The 14,046-nt window shown below is 64.6% G+C and carries 10 protein-coding genes; 4 read left to right on the forward strand and 6 right to left on the reverse strand.

The window, feature by feature from the left end; translation table 11 throughout:
- Positions 1-117 precede the first annotated feature (117 nt).
- The 4 genes from ABIB73_RS21845 to ABIB73_RS21860 form a co-directional block, all read right to left on the reverse strand.
- A complete protein-coding gene (locus tag ABIB73_RS21845; protein WP_354227207.1) occupies positions 118-888 on the reverse strand; it encodes a TIGR02186 family protein in 771 nt (256 codons plus the stop codon).
- Complete coding sequence (locus ABIB73_RS21850) at positions 885-1,802, reverse strand: sulfite exporter TauE/SafE family protein (RefSeq protein ID WP_354227208.1); 918 nt, start codon at positions 1,800-1,802, stop codon at positions 885-887. The genes ABIB73_RS21845 and ABIB73_RS21850 overlap by 4 nt, the downstream gene beginning before the upstream one ends.
- A 268-nt stretch (positions 1,803-2,070) precedes the next feature.
- Positions 2,071-5,520, reverse strand: a complete 3,450-nt coding sequence (locus tag ABIB73_RS21855; RefSeq protein ID WP_354227210.1) for a hypothetical protein — start codon at positions 5,518-5,520, stop codon at positions 2,071-2,073.
- Positions 5,521-5,788: 268 nt separating this feature from the next.
- Entirely contained in the window at positions 5,789-6,382 is a 594-nt protein-coding gene (locus ABIB73_RS21860; RefSeq protein ID WP_354227212.1) for a PadR family transcriptional regulator, read from the reverse strand.
- A gap of 182 nt (positions 6,383-6,564) precedes the next feature.
- On the opposite strand from ABIB73_RS21860, the gene ABIB73_RS21865 reads away from it, so the two are divergent.
- The 4 genes from ABIB73_RS21865 to ABIB73_RS21880 all read left to right on the forward strand — a co-directional run bounded on the left by ABIB73_RS21865 (position 6,565) and on the right by ABIB73_RS21880 (position 12,265).
- Complete coding sequence (locus ABIB73_RS21865; protein WP_354227214.1) at positions 6,565-6,948, forward strand: nuclear transport factor 2 family protein; 384 nt, start codon at positions 6,565-6,567, stop codon at positions 6,946-6,948.
- An 18-nt stretch (positions 6,949-6,966) separates the two neighbouring features.
- The gene (locus tag ABIB73_RS21870) at positions 6,967-8,757 is read left to right on the forward strand and encodes an acyl-CoA dehydrogenase C-terminal domain-containing protein (RefSeq protein WP_354227216.1); all 1,791 of its coding nucleotides are present in this window, start codon (positions 6,967-6,969) and stop codon (positions 8,755-8,757) included.
- A gap of 63 nt (positions 8,758-8,820) precedes the next feature.
- Positions 8,821-10,029 carry an acetyl-CoA C-acetyltransferase gene (locus ABIB73_RS21875; protein ID WP_354227218.1) on the forward strand — a complete coding sequence of 403 codons (1,209 nt, stop codon included), beginning with the start codon at positions 8,821-8,823 and terminating at the stop codon, positions 10,027-10,029.
- 19 nt (positions 10,030-10,048) lie between these two features.
- Entirely contained in the window at positions 10,049-12,265 is a 2,217-nt protein-coding gene (locus ABIB73_RS21880; protein ID WP_354227220.1) for an FAD-dependent oxidoreductase, read from the forward strand.
- Positions 12,266-12,763: 498 nt separating this feature from the next.
- On the opposite strand, the gene ABIB73_RS21885 is transcribed toward ABIB73_RS21880, so the two are convergent.
- Together ABIB73_RS21885 and gstA are read right to left on the reverse strand one after the other, a co-directional pair.
- Positions 12,764-13,072 (reverse strand): hypothetical protein, encoded by a 309-nt coding sequence (locus ABIB73_RS21885; RefSeq protein ID WP_354227222.1) that lies wholly within the window; start codon positions 13,070-13,072, stop codon positions 12,764-12,766.
- 298 nt (positions 13,073-13,370) lie between these two features.
- On the reverse strand, positions 13,371-13,985 hold the full coding sequence (gstA, locus tag ABIB73_RS21890; protein ID WP_354227224.1) for a glutathione transferase GstA: 615 nt from the start codon (positions 13,983-13,985) through the stop codon (positions 13,371-13,373).
- Positions 13,986-14,046: the final 61 nt, after the last annotated feature.

Consider the following 14,046-nt stretch of genomic DNA (forward strand, 5'->3'; position numbering starts at 1 on the left):
AGCTGTGGCCAGAGAGTCCTATACCAATGATCGCTTGTGGTAATGGGTCCTGGCTTTCGCCAGGACGACAGCGGAGAACTTGTCGTGCGCCTGCGCTCGCAATGACGGAGAACGCGGCTAATCCTTCCGAAACACGATCGACGCCATCCATCCCGTCATCAGTGCCATCGCCGCCGTGACCAGGCCGTAGACCAACCCGTTCTGCCGTGCGGTCGTCGCGACGAATTGCTCGAAGCCGACCTTGACGATCTCGAACGCGGTCTCCGTCTTGGTAACGAATGCGCCGTTGGCGAACAGCTTGATCTCGACCTCATAGGTGCCGATCGGCACCTCCGCCGGCAGCGGAATGCCGGTGCGGAACAGCGTCGGCGTCAAAAACGTCACCGCGCTCGCATCCTCGCGATAGAGCCCGCGCTGGGTGCGCAGACGGATGAAGGCTGAGCGGAACGCATCGTTCGGCACCACGTCGGCATAGTCGCCGCTGACGCGTTGTGTCAGCAGTACGTTGTTGAGCCCGATCTGCTGCCGCCGCGCGATCTCGGGCGAGGTGATCAGGTCGAAGGAGCGGTTGGCGAACAGGGCCAGATAGCTCGGCACCTGCAAGAACTGCCGGTAGTCGGTGTTGATCCAGATGCCGAAGGTGCGCTCCTTGCGCCGCGTCACCATGTCGGCGCGCGGACCCATCACGGTGACCACGAGATCGTAGGTCGTGCGGTCGGCCGGCGTGGAGGCGTCCTTCTCCACCGAGCCGAACAGCACCAGCTCCTCGCCGGAATAGTTCGGCGTCACCGTGACGCGGTGGTTGGAAACGGACACGATCAGCCGCTCGGCCCGCGCGGTGCCGCTGAACAGCAGAACGAGAAGAGCTGCGATGAGCGCACGCATCATCCGTTCACCCCCAGCTCGCGGATGGTGAAAAGATCCTCGGGCCGGATCACGAGCTCGACCGCGAAGCGGACGCCGACCGAGAGAATGAGGAGGCCCAGCAGCAGCCGCAACTGCTCACCACGGATTTTTTGGCCCGCGCGGGCGCCGAATTGCGCGCCGGTGACGCCGCCGACCATCAGGATCAACGCCAGCACCGCGTCGACCAGGTGGTTGGTCACCGCGTGCAGCAAGGTCGCGAACAGCATGGTGACCAGCGTCAGAACCATCGAGGTCCCGATCACCGTCGAGGTCGGCACCCGCAACAGGTAGATCATGATCGGCACCAGGATGAAGCCGCCGCCGATGCCCATGATCGCGCCGATGAAGCCGATCACGATGCCGACGATCACCACGGGGATCACCGACAGATAGATCTTCGAGCGTTTGAACCGCATCTTCAGCGGCAGGCCGTGGATCCAGTTGTGCGTGCGGCGCGCCGGGACGGCGCCGTGCCGGGTTCGCACCATGGCACGCAGGCCTTCGGAGAACATCAGGCTGCCGACCGTAGAGAGCAGCACGACGTAGGACAGCGCGATCATCAGATCGAGCTGCCCGAGTGCGCGGAGCTGCGTGAACGTCCACACGCCCAGCGCGGTGCCGGTGACGCCGCCACACAACAACACGCTCGCCAGTGCCGGATCGATCGCGCGCCGCCGCCAATAGGTGAGGGCGCCGGAAAAGGACGAGGCCGCGATGTGGCTCGCAACGGACGCAACGGCGACGGCCGGCGTGATGCCGATGAAGATCAACAGCGGCGTCATCAGAAATCCGCCGCCGATCCCGAACATGCCGGAGACGAAGCCGACCGCGGCACCCATCGCCAGCACCAGGAAGACGTTGACTGGAAGATCGGCGATCGGAAGGTAAAGCTGCATCGGACCCAAGCTCCGGCGAGACGGATCGATTTGCGCAATGCTCGCAGGAAGGGCAGAACGATTGCCGCGCCCCTCAATAGCCGAATTCGCCGCCGGGTGGATCAGGAACTTGGGGTGTGGTGAACGACGCGCGTGAACTGTTTCCCCTCACCCTGAGGAGCCTGCGCAGCATGCGTCTCGAAGGGCGAGGCCCGGATCGGGAGGCAGGCCTGCATGGTTCGAGACGCGCGCAAGGGCGCGCTCCTCACCATGAGGGGAAAGAGTGTGATTAATGCGCCGCCGAGGCCGAGCGCTTGGTCGCGGCCGGCTTCGGTGCGGGCTTCGTGCTCGCCTGTGGCGCGCTGTCCCAACCGCCGGCGGGCGCCGCGACGTTGACGGCGTCGTCGGGCTGCGGCTCGGCGCTGAAGGTCTGGATCGCGAGCTTGGCGGCGGCAAGCGACTGCGGGTCGAGACGCTTGGCAACGTCGTCGCGCTTGCCCGATGCATCCGCGTCGCCCTGGGCCGCGGCCAGGCTGAACCATTTGTAGGATTCTGCGAGGTTCTGTTCGACGCCGATGCCGCGGGCATAGAGGATGCCGAGGTTGAACTGGCTATCGGCGACGCCGCGGTCGGCGGCTTTGCGGAACCACTGCGCCGCGCTCTTGTAGTTGGCGCCACGTCCGCCGCCGTCGGCGTCGAGCACCGCGAGATTATGCATCGCCTTGGCGTTGCCGCGCTCTGCGGCCTGCGTGTAATAGCGGCGGGCGATGTCGGCGTCCTTCTTCACGCCGAGGCCCTTCTCGTAGAGCGTGCCGAGCCGGAAGGTCGCGGGTACCACGCCGGCCTGCGCCGCGCGGTCGTACCATTTGGCGGCTTCGTCGTAATTCGCGGCCACGCCCTTGCCCTCGGCAAAGCGCACGCCGATCTCGTAGGCCGCGGTCGCATCGCCCTTCATCGCGGCGGTGCGCAAGCCCGGGCCGCCGATGCCGTCAGGCAGCTTTTCGCTCGGCGGCACCTGGACCAGGCCGAGCCGCGCGCGGCTCATGCCCGTCAGCGCGCCGGTGACATCGCTTGAAGTCGCGGGCGGAGGTGGCGCCGCGGCAGGAGCGGGGGGAATTTCGACTGAAGCCGCATTGCCGGAGCTCGTCGCGGGCGCCGGCGCGGCATTGTTCAGGGACTGCTTTCCGATTGGCGTCGGCGAAGTCATCGACGGCGTGACCTGCTCGGGTGCGGCGGGCTTGGTCTCGACCGGCGGCGGGGCCTGCGGCGCGGGCTCGCTGGAGTTCTCCATCGCCTGCGGCGCAGGCGGCGCGCTGCCGCCTTCGAGCAGGTTCATCGCCATCTTGAAGGTGCCGAGCACGATTACAACCACGCTCGCGCCGACCAGCAGTGAGCGGATTTTCGAGGTGATGGTCGAGCCACCTTCCTGGCCCTTGTCCTTGGCGCGGCCCGCGATTGCGGCCTTGGCGCCGCGCGCGGGCTTTTCGGGTGGTTGTGCAGCGGCAGCTTGCGCGGCGCGCCGCGCCGCTGCGATGAAGCTCGACGACGACACCGGCTCTTTTGGCGCAGCAGGAATTTCGCTGATCGCGTTTTCGGACGCGGCAATGCGCTCGGACGGCGTGGCGGCACGGCCGTTCGGACGCGTGCCTGGCTCGAGCGGATGATCCGGCGGCAGTTCGGGCGCGAGCGCGGCGCGCGTAGGCGCCGTGTGCGGCTCCAGGATCTCGCTGATCGCACGCGGCGGAACCGGCGGCGCCATCGGCGCTGGCGGCGGCGCGGCGGGCGTTGCGGCGTGGAATTCGCGCGGCGCGGCGACGAAGGCGGCGTGTGCCGATTGTGCGGCGGCGGGATTCGGCAGCTCGGGCTTCGGATCGTATTGCGGTTGTTGCGGTTGCGGCCGCTGCTCGCGCGCTATCGGCGTCGGTTCGGCCGGGGCAGCCATCGGCATGGGCTGCGGCATCGGCTGTGGCGCGGGGGCCGGCGGCGCGGTGCGCACCGCGCGCAGATCGCCCTCGATCATCGCGAGGCGATCGACGACATGGCCGAGCGTGTTGTGCACGGCCTCGAGCGAATCCTGGGTGCTGCGGTTGGTTTCGGCCTGGCTGAAGCGGATGTCGGAGAGCTCGCGCTTAAGGAGGTCAGCCACGTCGGAATCGGATGGCGGTGCCGCGCTGCGGCTCTCGGCCAGCGCGGAATAGGTGGCCTGCTGCCGTTCCAGATGGCGCAGGATGTCGTGCAGCCCGTCCTCGACGCGGCTCAGGTTTCCGCCGCGCTGATCGGGGGCGGCCTCGATCCGCTCCAGCAGATAGGAGACGCGCTGCTCGAGATGCGCGAAGGTCGAGACCGAGTCGTTGCCGACCTGCATGCGGTCGAAACGGTCCGACAGCGCCCGGATCGCGCTTTCCAGATGTTCGGTGCTTTCCGCCGGTGCCGGCCGCTCGCGCGTTTCCAGCGCCGCGGTGAGCGCGGCGATACGCTGCTCAAGCACCGCAAAGCTGTCGCTGTGGCTGGAGGGGCGAGTGACCTGGTCGACCTTGGACGACAGCAGCTGCACGTCCTCGGAGAGGCGTGCCAGCGCTTCGTTGGAGGCAACGTTCGAGACGATGCCGCGCAGCGCCGAGATCGCGCCTTCGAGCTGCCGCACCGTCGACGGATCGTCATTGGCGCGCAGGATCAGATCGAGCTTGCCGCCGAGATTGCGGATCGCCTCGTCATAGCCGGTGAGCTGCTCGGCCGGCGTCAGTGTGCGCAGCACCTGCTTGATATCGGACAGTGCGTGCTCGATGCCGGCGAGGGCCTGGCCGTCGGTGCCGGACGAGCGGGTCTCGTCGATGCGACGGTGCAGCGAGCGGATCTCGTTCTCGATCGATTCGATCGCACGGCGCGGCATCGCCTCGGTGATGGCGTGGCGGATTTCGGCAAGCTCGCTGCGGAAGGCGTTGATCGCCTGCTCGGTATTGTCAGGACGCTGGAGCGATTCAATCTGGCTCGTGATCTTGAGCAAATGTCGTTCGAGCGACGAGAAATCCGGCCCCGGCTGCGGTGGTGGCGGAGCATAGGCAGGCGCAGGGCGCGCGATGGGGGCGGCGAAAGGAGCTGTCGTGGGCGCAATCGAAGGCGCGGCGCGCGGCGGCAGCTGCCGTGGTGCAAATCCGTCGAGCTCGCTCTGCCGCGCCGTGATCTCGGCAACCGCGACGTCGAACGAGGCGGGGCTTAAGGGAGGCGAGTTGCGATAGACTTGCGCGGCCGCTCGCTCGACCGTATCGGCCTGGCGCTGGCGCGTCTCGACCGAAGCGGGGCGCGGTGCTTGAGGCTGCTGCGGCTGCTGGGGCTTTGAGATTTGCGACAGCCGCGCATCGAGGCGCGAGATCGCGTCGTTGAGCTGGCGTGCGACACCCTGCTCGCGCGAGACGTCTTTTTCGCGCGAGGCGTCCTGGCGCTCCGCGGGCTTTGAAATTCGTTCGATCTGCTGGGTGATCGCGTCGAGCCGCTGGTGGATGTCGGCGACTTCGCGGCTTTCCTGACTCGGTCCTTGGCTCGGCATTTGCGCTGAACGCGGATCGGGACGCTGGTCCTGACGCTGCTCGTAAGGTCCGCGAAAGTTTGGCGGGGCAGTCTCGCCGAGCGTGGAGTTCAGCCAATCGTTGAGTGACATGCCGGCGCGACGCGCAGCAGCTTCGGCCCGCTCCCTCACGGATGGATCGATGCCGTCAACACTCGACGATACGCGCGAATTCATGACTCTGTCCGGTTCCCACTCCGGCGCCCCACCCGGCGCCTCCAGTCTCCCCACGCGTGCCGGTTGCAAGACAATCGAATTCGGCGCGGGTCGTCTGCCTCGAATACCGACTTTTTCCTGTTACGGTAAATAACGGGTTAAGGAACGCGTCGCGGCTGTCTTAAAGTTGGGCGGCGGGAACCGGGGGGCGCTACGCAACCGATGTCATGCCCCGCGAAGTGGGCGATGACAGTGGAGGAGGTGGCGGCGTCCCGCGCAACGTTGGCGCTTACGGGCCCTTCCCCTCGCGCTTGCCGTCCTCCAGCGGCACCACCGTGCCGTTGCCGCTCATCGCCGACAGCGCCTCGAGCGTCTCCTCGCAGAAGTCGGCCACCATCTGCTCGTGCCGGGCGCCGAGGCGGAGCAGGAGCAGGTTGCCGAGGTCGAGCACGCCTGACGCCGTTTCGTCCGGAAAACGCTTTTTCAGGATGCGTTCGTAGTTGGCGTGGCGGTCGCGGTGGTGCTCCAGCCGCGCCATCAAATCGGTGCGCAGGGGTTCGATATCGATGCTGTCGAGCGCATGGAGCCGCACCAGCAAATCGTCCTTGATCGAAGGCGGGGTGCTCGGTCGCGCGGCCCAGTGCCGCAGCGCTGTTCTGCCTTCGGGAGTGAGCGTATAAACCAGCTTGTTGGGCTTGCCGGATTGCACGACCTCGCGGCCCTGGATGTAGCCGCGGTCGCGCAGCTTGGAGAGCTCGCGATAGATCTGCTGGTGGTCGGCCTTCCAGAAGAAGCCGATCGAGGAGTCGAACGTCTTGGCGAGCTCGTAGCCCGTCATCGGACGTTCTGTCAGGCATGCGAGGATTGCGTCGCCCAGCGCCATGGCACCAGCTCCCTTATTAAGAGGTCCCGACCAATTGACTTGACTTTATGCGTATCGGTGCATATGCGTCAATGTGCATATGAACCGGGCTCCCAGACCCGCCGGCATCGGCCTTCGCGCTACTGTGCATGGGGTTGTTTTTCAGTTTTTTTGCCACGGCCTTTGAGGGAGGCACCCTGACCATGACCGGCCTCGATACCTGGTACGGCTATATGAAGTCTCATGACCGCACAGCGCTCTGGGACCTCCTGCATCCCGATGCCGTGTTCGAAAGCCCTGTCGTGCATAGCCCACAGCGCGGCCGCGACATCACCTTCAAATATCTGTCGAGCGCCGAGAAGGTGCTCGGTGGGCCCGGCTTCACCTATGTCGGCGAGTGGACCAGCGCCAACGGCGTCGTGCTCGAATTCAAGACCATGATCGACGGCATCGAGATCAACGGCGTCGACATCATCACCTTCGATACCGAGGGCCGCATCACCCAGTTCAAGGTGATGGTACGCCCGCTCAAGGCCATCAACATGCTGCATCGCCTGATGGCGGAGCAGCTCGCCGCCCAATCTTGACCCTGCCGGGAGAACGCCATGCCGATCTATAAAGCCCCCGTCGAAGACGTGAACTTCCTGCTCAACGACGTTTTCCAGATCGACCGCTACGACAATCTGGCCGGCTTCTCCGACGCGTCGAGCGACGTGCGCGAAGCGATCCTGGGCGAAGCCGCAAAGCTCTCCGAAGAGGTGCTCCAGCCGCTCAACCGTGTCGGCGATCTCGAAGGCTGCAAGCGCGCCGACGACGGCAGCGTCACCACGCCGAAGGGGTTCAAGGACGCCTTCAAGCAGGTCGCCGAGGGCGGCTGGCTCGGCCTGTCGGCACCGACCGAGTTCGGCGGGCAGGGCCTGCCGGTGACGCTGAGCCAGGCGGTCAACGAATTCCAGATCTCTGCCAATATGGCGTTCTCGATGTATGGCGGCCTCACCATGGGGGCGACTGCGGCCCTGATCGTGCACGGTAGCCCCGAGCAGAAGAAGACCTATGTGCCGAAGATGGTCGCCGGCGAATGGACTGGCACCATGAACCTGACCGAGCCGCAGTGCGGCACCGATCTCGGCATGCTCCGCACCAAGGCGGTGCGCCAGGCTGACGGCAGCTTCAAGATCACTGGCACCAAGATCTTCATCTCGGCCGGCGAGCATGACCTCGCTCCCAACATCATCCATCTCGTGCTCGCCCGCATCGAGGGCGCGCCGGCTGGCATCAAGGGCGTGTCGCTGTTCGTGGTGCCGAAGTTCCTGGTCAATGCCGACGGTTCGGTCGGCGCCCGCAATGGCGTGGTCTGCGGCTCGATCGAGCACAAGATGGGCATCCACGGCAATTCCACCTGCGTGATGAACTATGATAGCGCCACCGGCTGGCTGATCGGCGAAGAGAACAAGGGCATGCAGGGCATGTTCGTGATGATGAACGAGGCCCGCCTCGGCGTCGCCGTGCAGGGCCTCGCGCAGTCCGAAGTCGCCTATCAGAACGCGGTCGCCTACGCCCGCGAGCGCATCCAGGGCCGTTCGCTGACCGGCACCAAAGCGCCGGACAAGCCGGCCGATCCGATCATCGTGCATCCCGACGTGCGCCGCACGCTGCTCTCGATCCGCGCCTTCAACGAGGCCGCGCGCGCCTTCGTGATGTGGACCGCGCTGAAGAGCGACGTCGCCCACCGCTCGGAAGATCTCAAGGATCGCCAAGCCGCCGACGATCACATGGGCCTGATGACGCCCGTGCTGAAGGGCTTCCTCACCGATTACGGCTTTGCCAACGCGGTGCAGGCGCAGCAGATGTATGGCGGCCACGGCTATATCGCCGAGCAGGGCATGGAGCAGTTCGTGCGCGATGCCCGCATCGCCATGATCTATGAAGGCGCCAACGGCATCCAGGCGCTCGACCTTGTCGGCCGCAAGCTGCCGCGCGACGGCGGCCGCGCCATCATGGCCTTCTTCGGCGAGGTCATGGGCTTTGCCAAGGAGAACGGCAACGACGAGGCGATGCAGCCGTTCATCACCCCGCTCTCGACTGCGCTCGGCCACCTCCAGCATGCCACCACCTGGCTGATGCAGAACGCGATGGCGAAGCCGGACAATGCCGGCGCCGCCGCAACCGACTATCTGCATCTCTTTGGCTTCGTCGCGCTGGGCTATATGTGGGCGCGGATGGCCAAGGTGACGCAAGCCAAGATCGCTGCAAGTGGCGCCACGCCCTATCTCTCGACAAAACTCGTCACCGGCCGCTTCTTCATGGAGCGGATGCTGCCGGAGACTGCGGCCAATCTCGCGCGCATCCAGGCCGGCTCCGCCACCATCATGGAATTGCCGGCGGAAGCGTTCTGAGGCCGCTTCCGCCGCCGCGTCCGACCCACTATCTTATTATGAACATCATATCAGGAGGGCGTCATGCCTGAGGCATTCATCTACGATCACGTCCGCACCCCCCGCGGCCGCGGCAAGGCCGACGGCGCGCTCCATGAAGTCACCGCGCTGGCGCTGGCCACGGTGCCGCTGAAGGCGCTGAAGGACCGCAACAACCTGCCGGAGGATTGCGTCGATGACGTCGTGCTCGGCGTGGTCGATCCGGTCGGCGAAGCCGGAAGCGACATTGCGCGCTTCGCAGCGCTGAAGGCGGGTCTCGGCGAAGCCGTGCCCGGTGTGCAGATCAGCCGCTTCTGTGCTTCCGGCCTCGACGCCGTAAATTTTGCTGCAGCCCAGGTCATGAGCGGCCAGCACGAGCTCGTGATCGGCGGCGGTGCCGAATCGATGAGCCGCGTCGGCATCGGTGCTTCCGGCGGCGCCTGGCCAATGGATCCCTCGATGGCGGTGCCGTCCTACTTCATGCCGCAGGGCGTCTCGGCCGATCTCATCGCCACGAAGTACGGCTTCTCGCGCGACGACGTTGACGCCTATGCCGTGCAGAGCCAGCAGCGCGCGGGCAAGGCCTGGGACGAAGGCCGCTTCAACAAGTCCGTGGTGCCGGTGAAGGACATCAACGGCCTCACCCTCCTCGCCAAGGACGAGCACATGCGTCCCTCGACGACGATGCAGTCGCTGGCGCAGCTCCAGCCGTCGTTCACGATGATGGCGCAGATGGGCGGCTTTGACGGCGTCGCCGTGCAGTCGCATCCGGAGATCGAGCGCGTCAATTACGTGCACCACGCCGGCAATTCGTCCGGCATCGTCGACGGCGCCGGCGCCGTGCTGCTCGGCAGCAAGGAAGCGGCCAGCAAGTACGGCCTGAAGCCGCGTGCAAAGATCCGCGCTTTCGCCAATATCGGCTCCGAGCCCGCGATGATGCTGACCGGCCCGGTCGACGTCACAGAGAAGCTGTTCGCGCGCTCAGGCATGAAGAAGTCGGACATCGACCTGTTCGAGCTCAACGAAGCCTTCGCCTCGGTGGTGCTACGCTACATCCAGGCCTTCGACATCGACAACGCCAAGATCAATGTCAACGGCGGCGCCATCGCGCTCGGCCATCCGCTCGGTGCGACCGGCGCGATGATTTTGGGCACCGTGCTCGACGAGCTCGAGCGCACCAACAAGTCCACCGCCCTTGTGACGCTGTGCATCGGCGGCGGCATGGGCACCGCGACCATCATCGAGCGCGTCTAAGGGTAGGGGAGCAACCAACATGGCTTACAAGAACTTCAAGGTTGAGACCGACGCCGACGGCATCGCACTCGTCACCTGGGACATCCCGGGCCGTTCGATGAACGTGCTCGACGAAACCTCGACCAGCGAGCTCGACGCGATCGTCAAGGAAACGACTGCTGACACCGCGGTGAAGGGCGTCGTCATCACCTCTGCGAAAGAGGCGTTCTGCGCCGGCGCCGATCTCTCGATGCTCGAAGGCATGAACCATGCCTACGCAAAGGTCTTCAAGGAGCAGGGCGAGACCGCGGCCAATCAGATGCTGTTCGACCAGGCCCGCCGCTTCTCGCTGGTGCTGCGCTCCATCGAGACCTCCGGCAAGCCGTGGGCGGCTGCGATCAACGGCCTCGCGCTCGGCGGCGGTTTCGAGATCACGCTGTGCTGCCACTATCGTGTTGCGGCCGAAAATCCCAAGACCCGTCTCGGCCTGCCCGAGGTCAAGGTCGGCCTGTTTCCCGGCGCCGGCGGCACGCAGCGGGTGCCGCGTCTGGTGCAGCCGCAGGATGCGATGACCATTTTGCTCAAGGGCGATCCGGTTACGGTCGACAAGGCGAAGCAGCTCAATCTGATTCACGCCATCGTTCCGGCCGCCGACCTCATCAAGGCGGCGAAAGACTGGATCAAGGGCGGTGGCAAGGCCGTCGCGCCTTGGGATGAGAAGGGTTTTAAGCTGCCGGGCGGTCCCGTGTTCTCAAAGGCCGGCATGATGATGTTCCCGGCCGGCAACGCCATCTATCGCCGCGAGACCTACGACAACTATCCGGCCGCGCGTGCGATCATGAGCTGCGTCTACGAAGGCCTTCAGTTGCCGATCGACGCTGGCTTGCGCGTCGAGTCGCGCTACTTCACCTCGGTGCTGCGCTCGAAGGAAGCGGCGGCGATGATCCGCAGCCTGTTCCTGTCGATGCAGGAGCTGAACAAGGGCGCGCGCCGTCCGAAGGACGTCCCGCCGACCAAGGTGAAAAGGATCGCCGTGATCGGCGCCGGCTTCATGGGGGCCAGCGTCGGCTACGTCTCGGCGCGCGCCGGCCTCGACGTCGTCCTGATCGACCGCGACCAGGAGAGCGCCGACAAAGGCAAGGCGCACGCGCAGAAGGTAATCGAGGAGCAGATCAAGAAGGGCCGCGCCAAGCCCGCTGACGCCGAAGCGCTGCTCGCGCGCATCACGCCGACAGCGGACTACGCCACGCTCAGGGATGTCGACCTCGTCATCGAGGCCGTATTCGAGGACCGCAAGGTCAAGGCGGAGACGTTTGCCAAGGCGCAGGAATATCTGAAGCCGGACGTGATCTTCGCGTCCAACACCTCGACGCTGCCGATCACCTCGCTTGCGGAAGCCTTCAAGGACCAGGGCAAGTTCGTCGGCATCCACTTCTTCTCGCCAGTCGAGAAGATGATGCTGGTCGAGATCATCAAGGGCAAGAACACCGGGGACCTCGCGCTCGCGACCGCGCTCGATTACGTCCGGCAGATCGGCAAGACGCCAATCGTCGTCAACGACAGCCGCGGCTTCTTCGCCAACCGCTGCGTCGGCCGCTACGTCGCCGAAGGCAACGAGATGTTTCTGGAAGGCGTGCCGCCGGCGATGATCGAGAACTGCGCCAAGATGGCCGGCATGCCGGTCGGTCCGCTCTCGTTGTCGGATGAAGTCGCGCTCGACCTTGGCCTCAGGATCATGAAGGCCACCGAAGCCGATCTCGGCCCCAACGCCATCAACCCTGATCAGAAGAAGCTGATGGTGGAGATGGTGGAGAAGCAGGGCCGCCTGGGCCGCAAGAACAGCAAGGGTTTTTACGACTATCCCGAGAAGGGCAAGGGTCAGAAGAGCCTGTGGCCGGGTCTCTCGGCGCTGCAGCCGAAGCAGCTCGACCCTGACACGCTCGACGTCGAAGAGCTGAAGCAGCGCTTCCTGGTGGTGCAGGCGGTGGAAGCCGCGCGCACTGTGGAGGATCATGTCATCACCGATCCGCGCGAGGCAGATGTCGGCTCGATCCTCGGCTTCGGCTTTGCGCCGTTCACCGGCGGCACGTTGTCCTACATCGACTTCATGGGCACCAAGGCGTTCGTCGAGCTCTGCCACAAGTTAGAGGCGAAATACGGATCGCGCTTCACGCCGCCGAAGCTGCTGGAAGAGATGGCGGCGAAGGGAGAAACCTTCTACGGCCGCTTCGCGCCGAAGAAGGCGGCTGCTGCCTGACGCTTTGCCACAGAACGCTCACGACATCGTGTGGTCGTGAGCGTTTCCGAGATGCTATCGCCCGCACACGCCAAAGGCCGGATCATCGATCCGGCCTTTCGCTTGTCCGGGCCGGTCTCATCATGATCGCATCAGGCTTTTTTGCTGGTTTGTGGAACCCGTCACAGAGTCCGGCCTGAAAAGCATGCATGATCGCAATGTCGTCCTGTCGCGCAATTGTCATAGACGGGTCAAAGCGGCGCCGTTCTTTTGCTCAGCCTTGGCACTACTCTTGCTAATCAGGCGGATAATGTTGTTGGGACACTTGCCGCTCTGCCGGCAAGTTGAAGACGAAATAAGAAAGTGTCCTTGATGAACTCTTTGGTGCTGCGGAAGACCGCGCTCGATCGCGATATCGTCACGAAATATACTGTTGCGCCTGCGCTTGGCCGCCTCTTGCCGCAGCAAAAGCCTGCACGTTTGCGTCGCAAGGGTCCGGTGTTTTGGGCAGCTTTGGCGTTACTTGTGCTGGCGGCGGATTTTCTGCTCGCTCTTCTCGTCTGGCTCGCCGTCGACCTCGTCATGAAATGAAATTTCCCGCGTATGCAGGAGATAAGTTGCCGCCAGATAAGCGAGCTGGCAGACGGCCAGACAAACGGCAATGACGGTTACGCCAGGGACGAGGCCGAACTCGTGGGAACGCAACACAATCGCGGAAAATATTGCGATGAGCGGCGAGATCAGGACCAACGCCCAGATCTTGAATACAAAACCGGTCGCCATTCCTACTAACGCACTTGCCAGCATCAGCAATAAGGCAATCGTCAAGTTCAACTCCAATGCGAGTACACGCAATCTACAATTGAGCTTTGCCCGCTTCGCAGGCAGTGACAAGACAGCATTACTTACTTGTGGTGAACATCAGTTCATAAGTCGTATCCTGAGCTACGATGGTCTGGCACTCGGCGGTTCGTAGCCTGGATGGTGCGAAGCGAAATCCGGCCACCAACAGAAGCGGCGCTCCCGGATTGCGCTTCGCTTCAGCCGGGCTACGCACCTCGCGGTGCGACAACAGAAAAGGCCGGATCTTCGATCCGGCCTTTCGCGTGTCGATGGTTACCTCGGCTCAGGCGGCCTGCGCCAGCCCCTCCTTCTTCAGCGCCTCCTGCACCTTCGGCCGCGCCGTGACGCGGGCCTTGTAGGCGGTAAGGTTCGGCATCGCCGACAGGTCGAACTTCATCCGGTCGCCCCAGGTCAGCATGGTGAAGAGGTAGCCGTCGGCCACCGTGAACTGCTTGCCCATGAGGTAGTCGCGGCCGGCGAGCTGGCTGTCGATGTATTTCAGCTTGCCCATGACACGGTCCTTGAAGAACGCCTTGGCCTCGTCATTGAGCGCCGGCGCGAACAGCGGACCAAAGCTCTTGTGGACCTCCGAGGTGAGGAAGTTCAGCCATTCGAGCAGCTTGTAGCGCTCGGAACTGCCGTGGGCGGGCGCCAGTGCCTTGGCCGACGCCTGGTCGGCGATCATCTGGACAATGACCGGGCCTTCGGTCACGATCTCGCCGCTGTCGAGGCCCAGCGCGGGGACCTGACCCTTCGGATTCACCTTCAGATAGTCGTCGCCGTTCTCGAGCTTCTTGGCCCGGAGATCGACCTTGACCAGCTCATAGGGCAGGTCGGCCTCCAGGAGCGCGATGTGAGGGGACAGTGAGCAGGCGCCGGGCGAGTAATACAGTTTCATGGAATTTCCTCCTCTTTTGGCTTGGCTCAGACGAAACTATGCCTACATGCACCTGCATGGA

The organism is Bradyrhizobium sp. F1.4.3 (genome assembly GCF_040548375.1).
Lineage (GTDB): Bacteria > Pseudomonadota > Alphaproteobacteria > Rhizobiales > Xanthobacteraceae > Bradyrhizobium.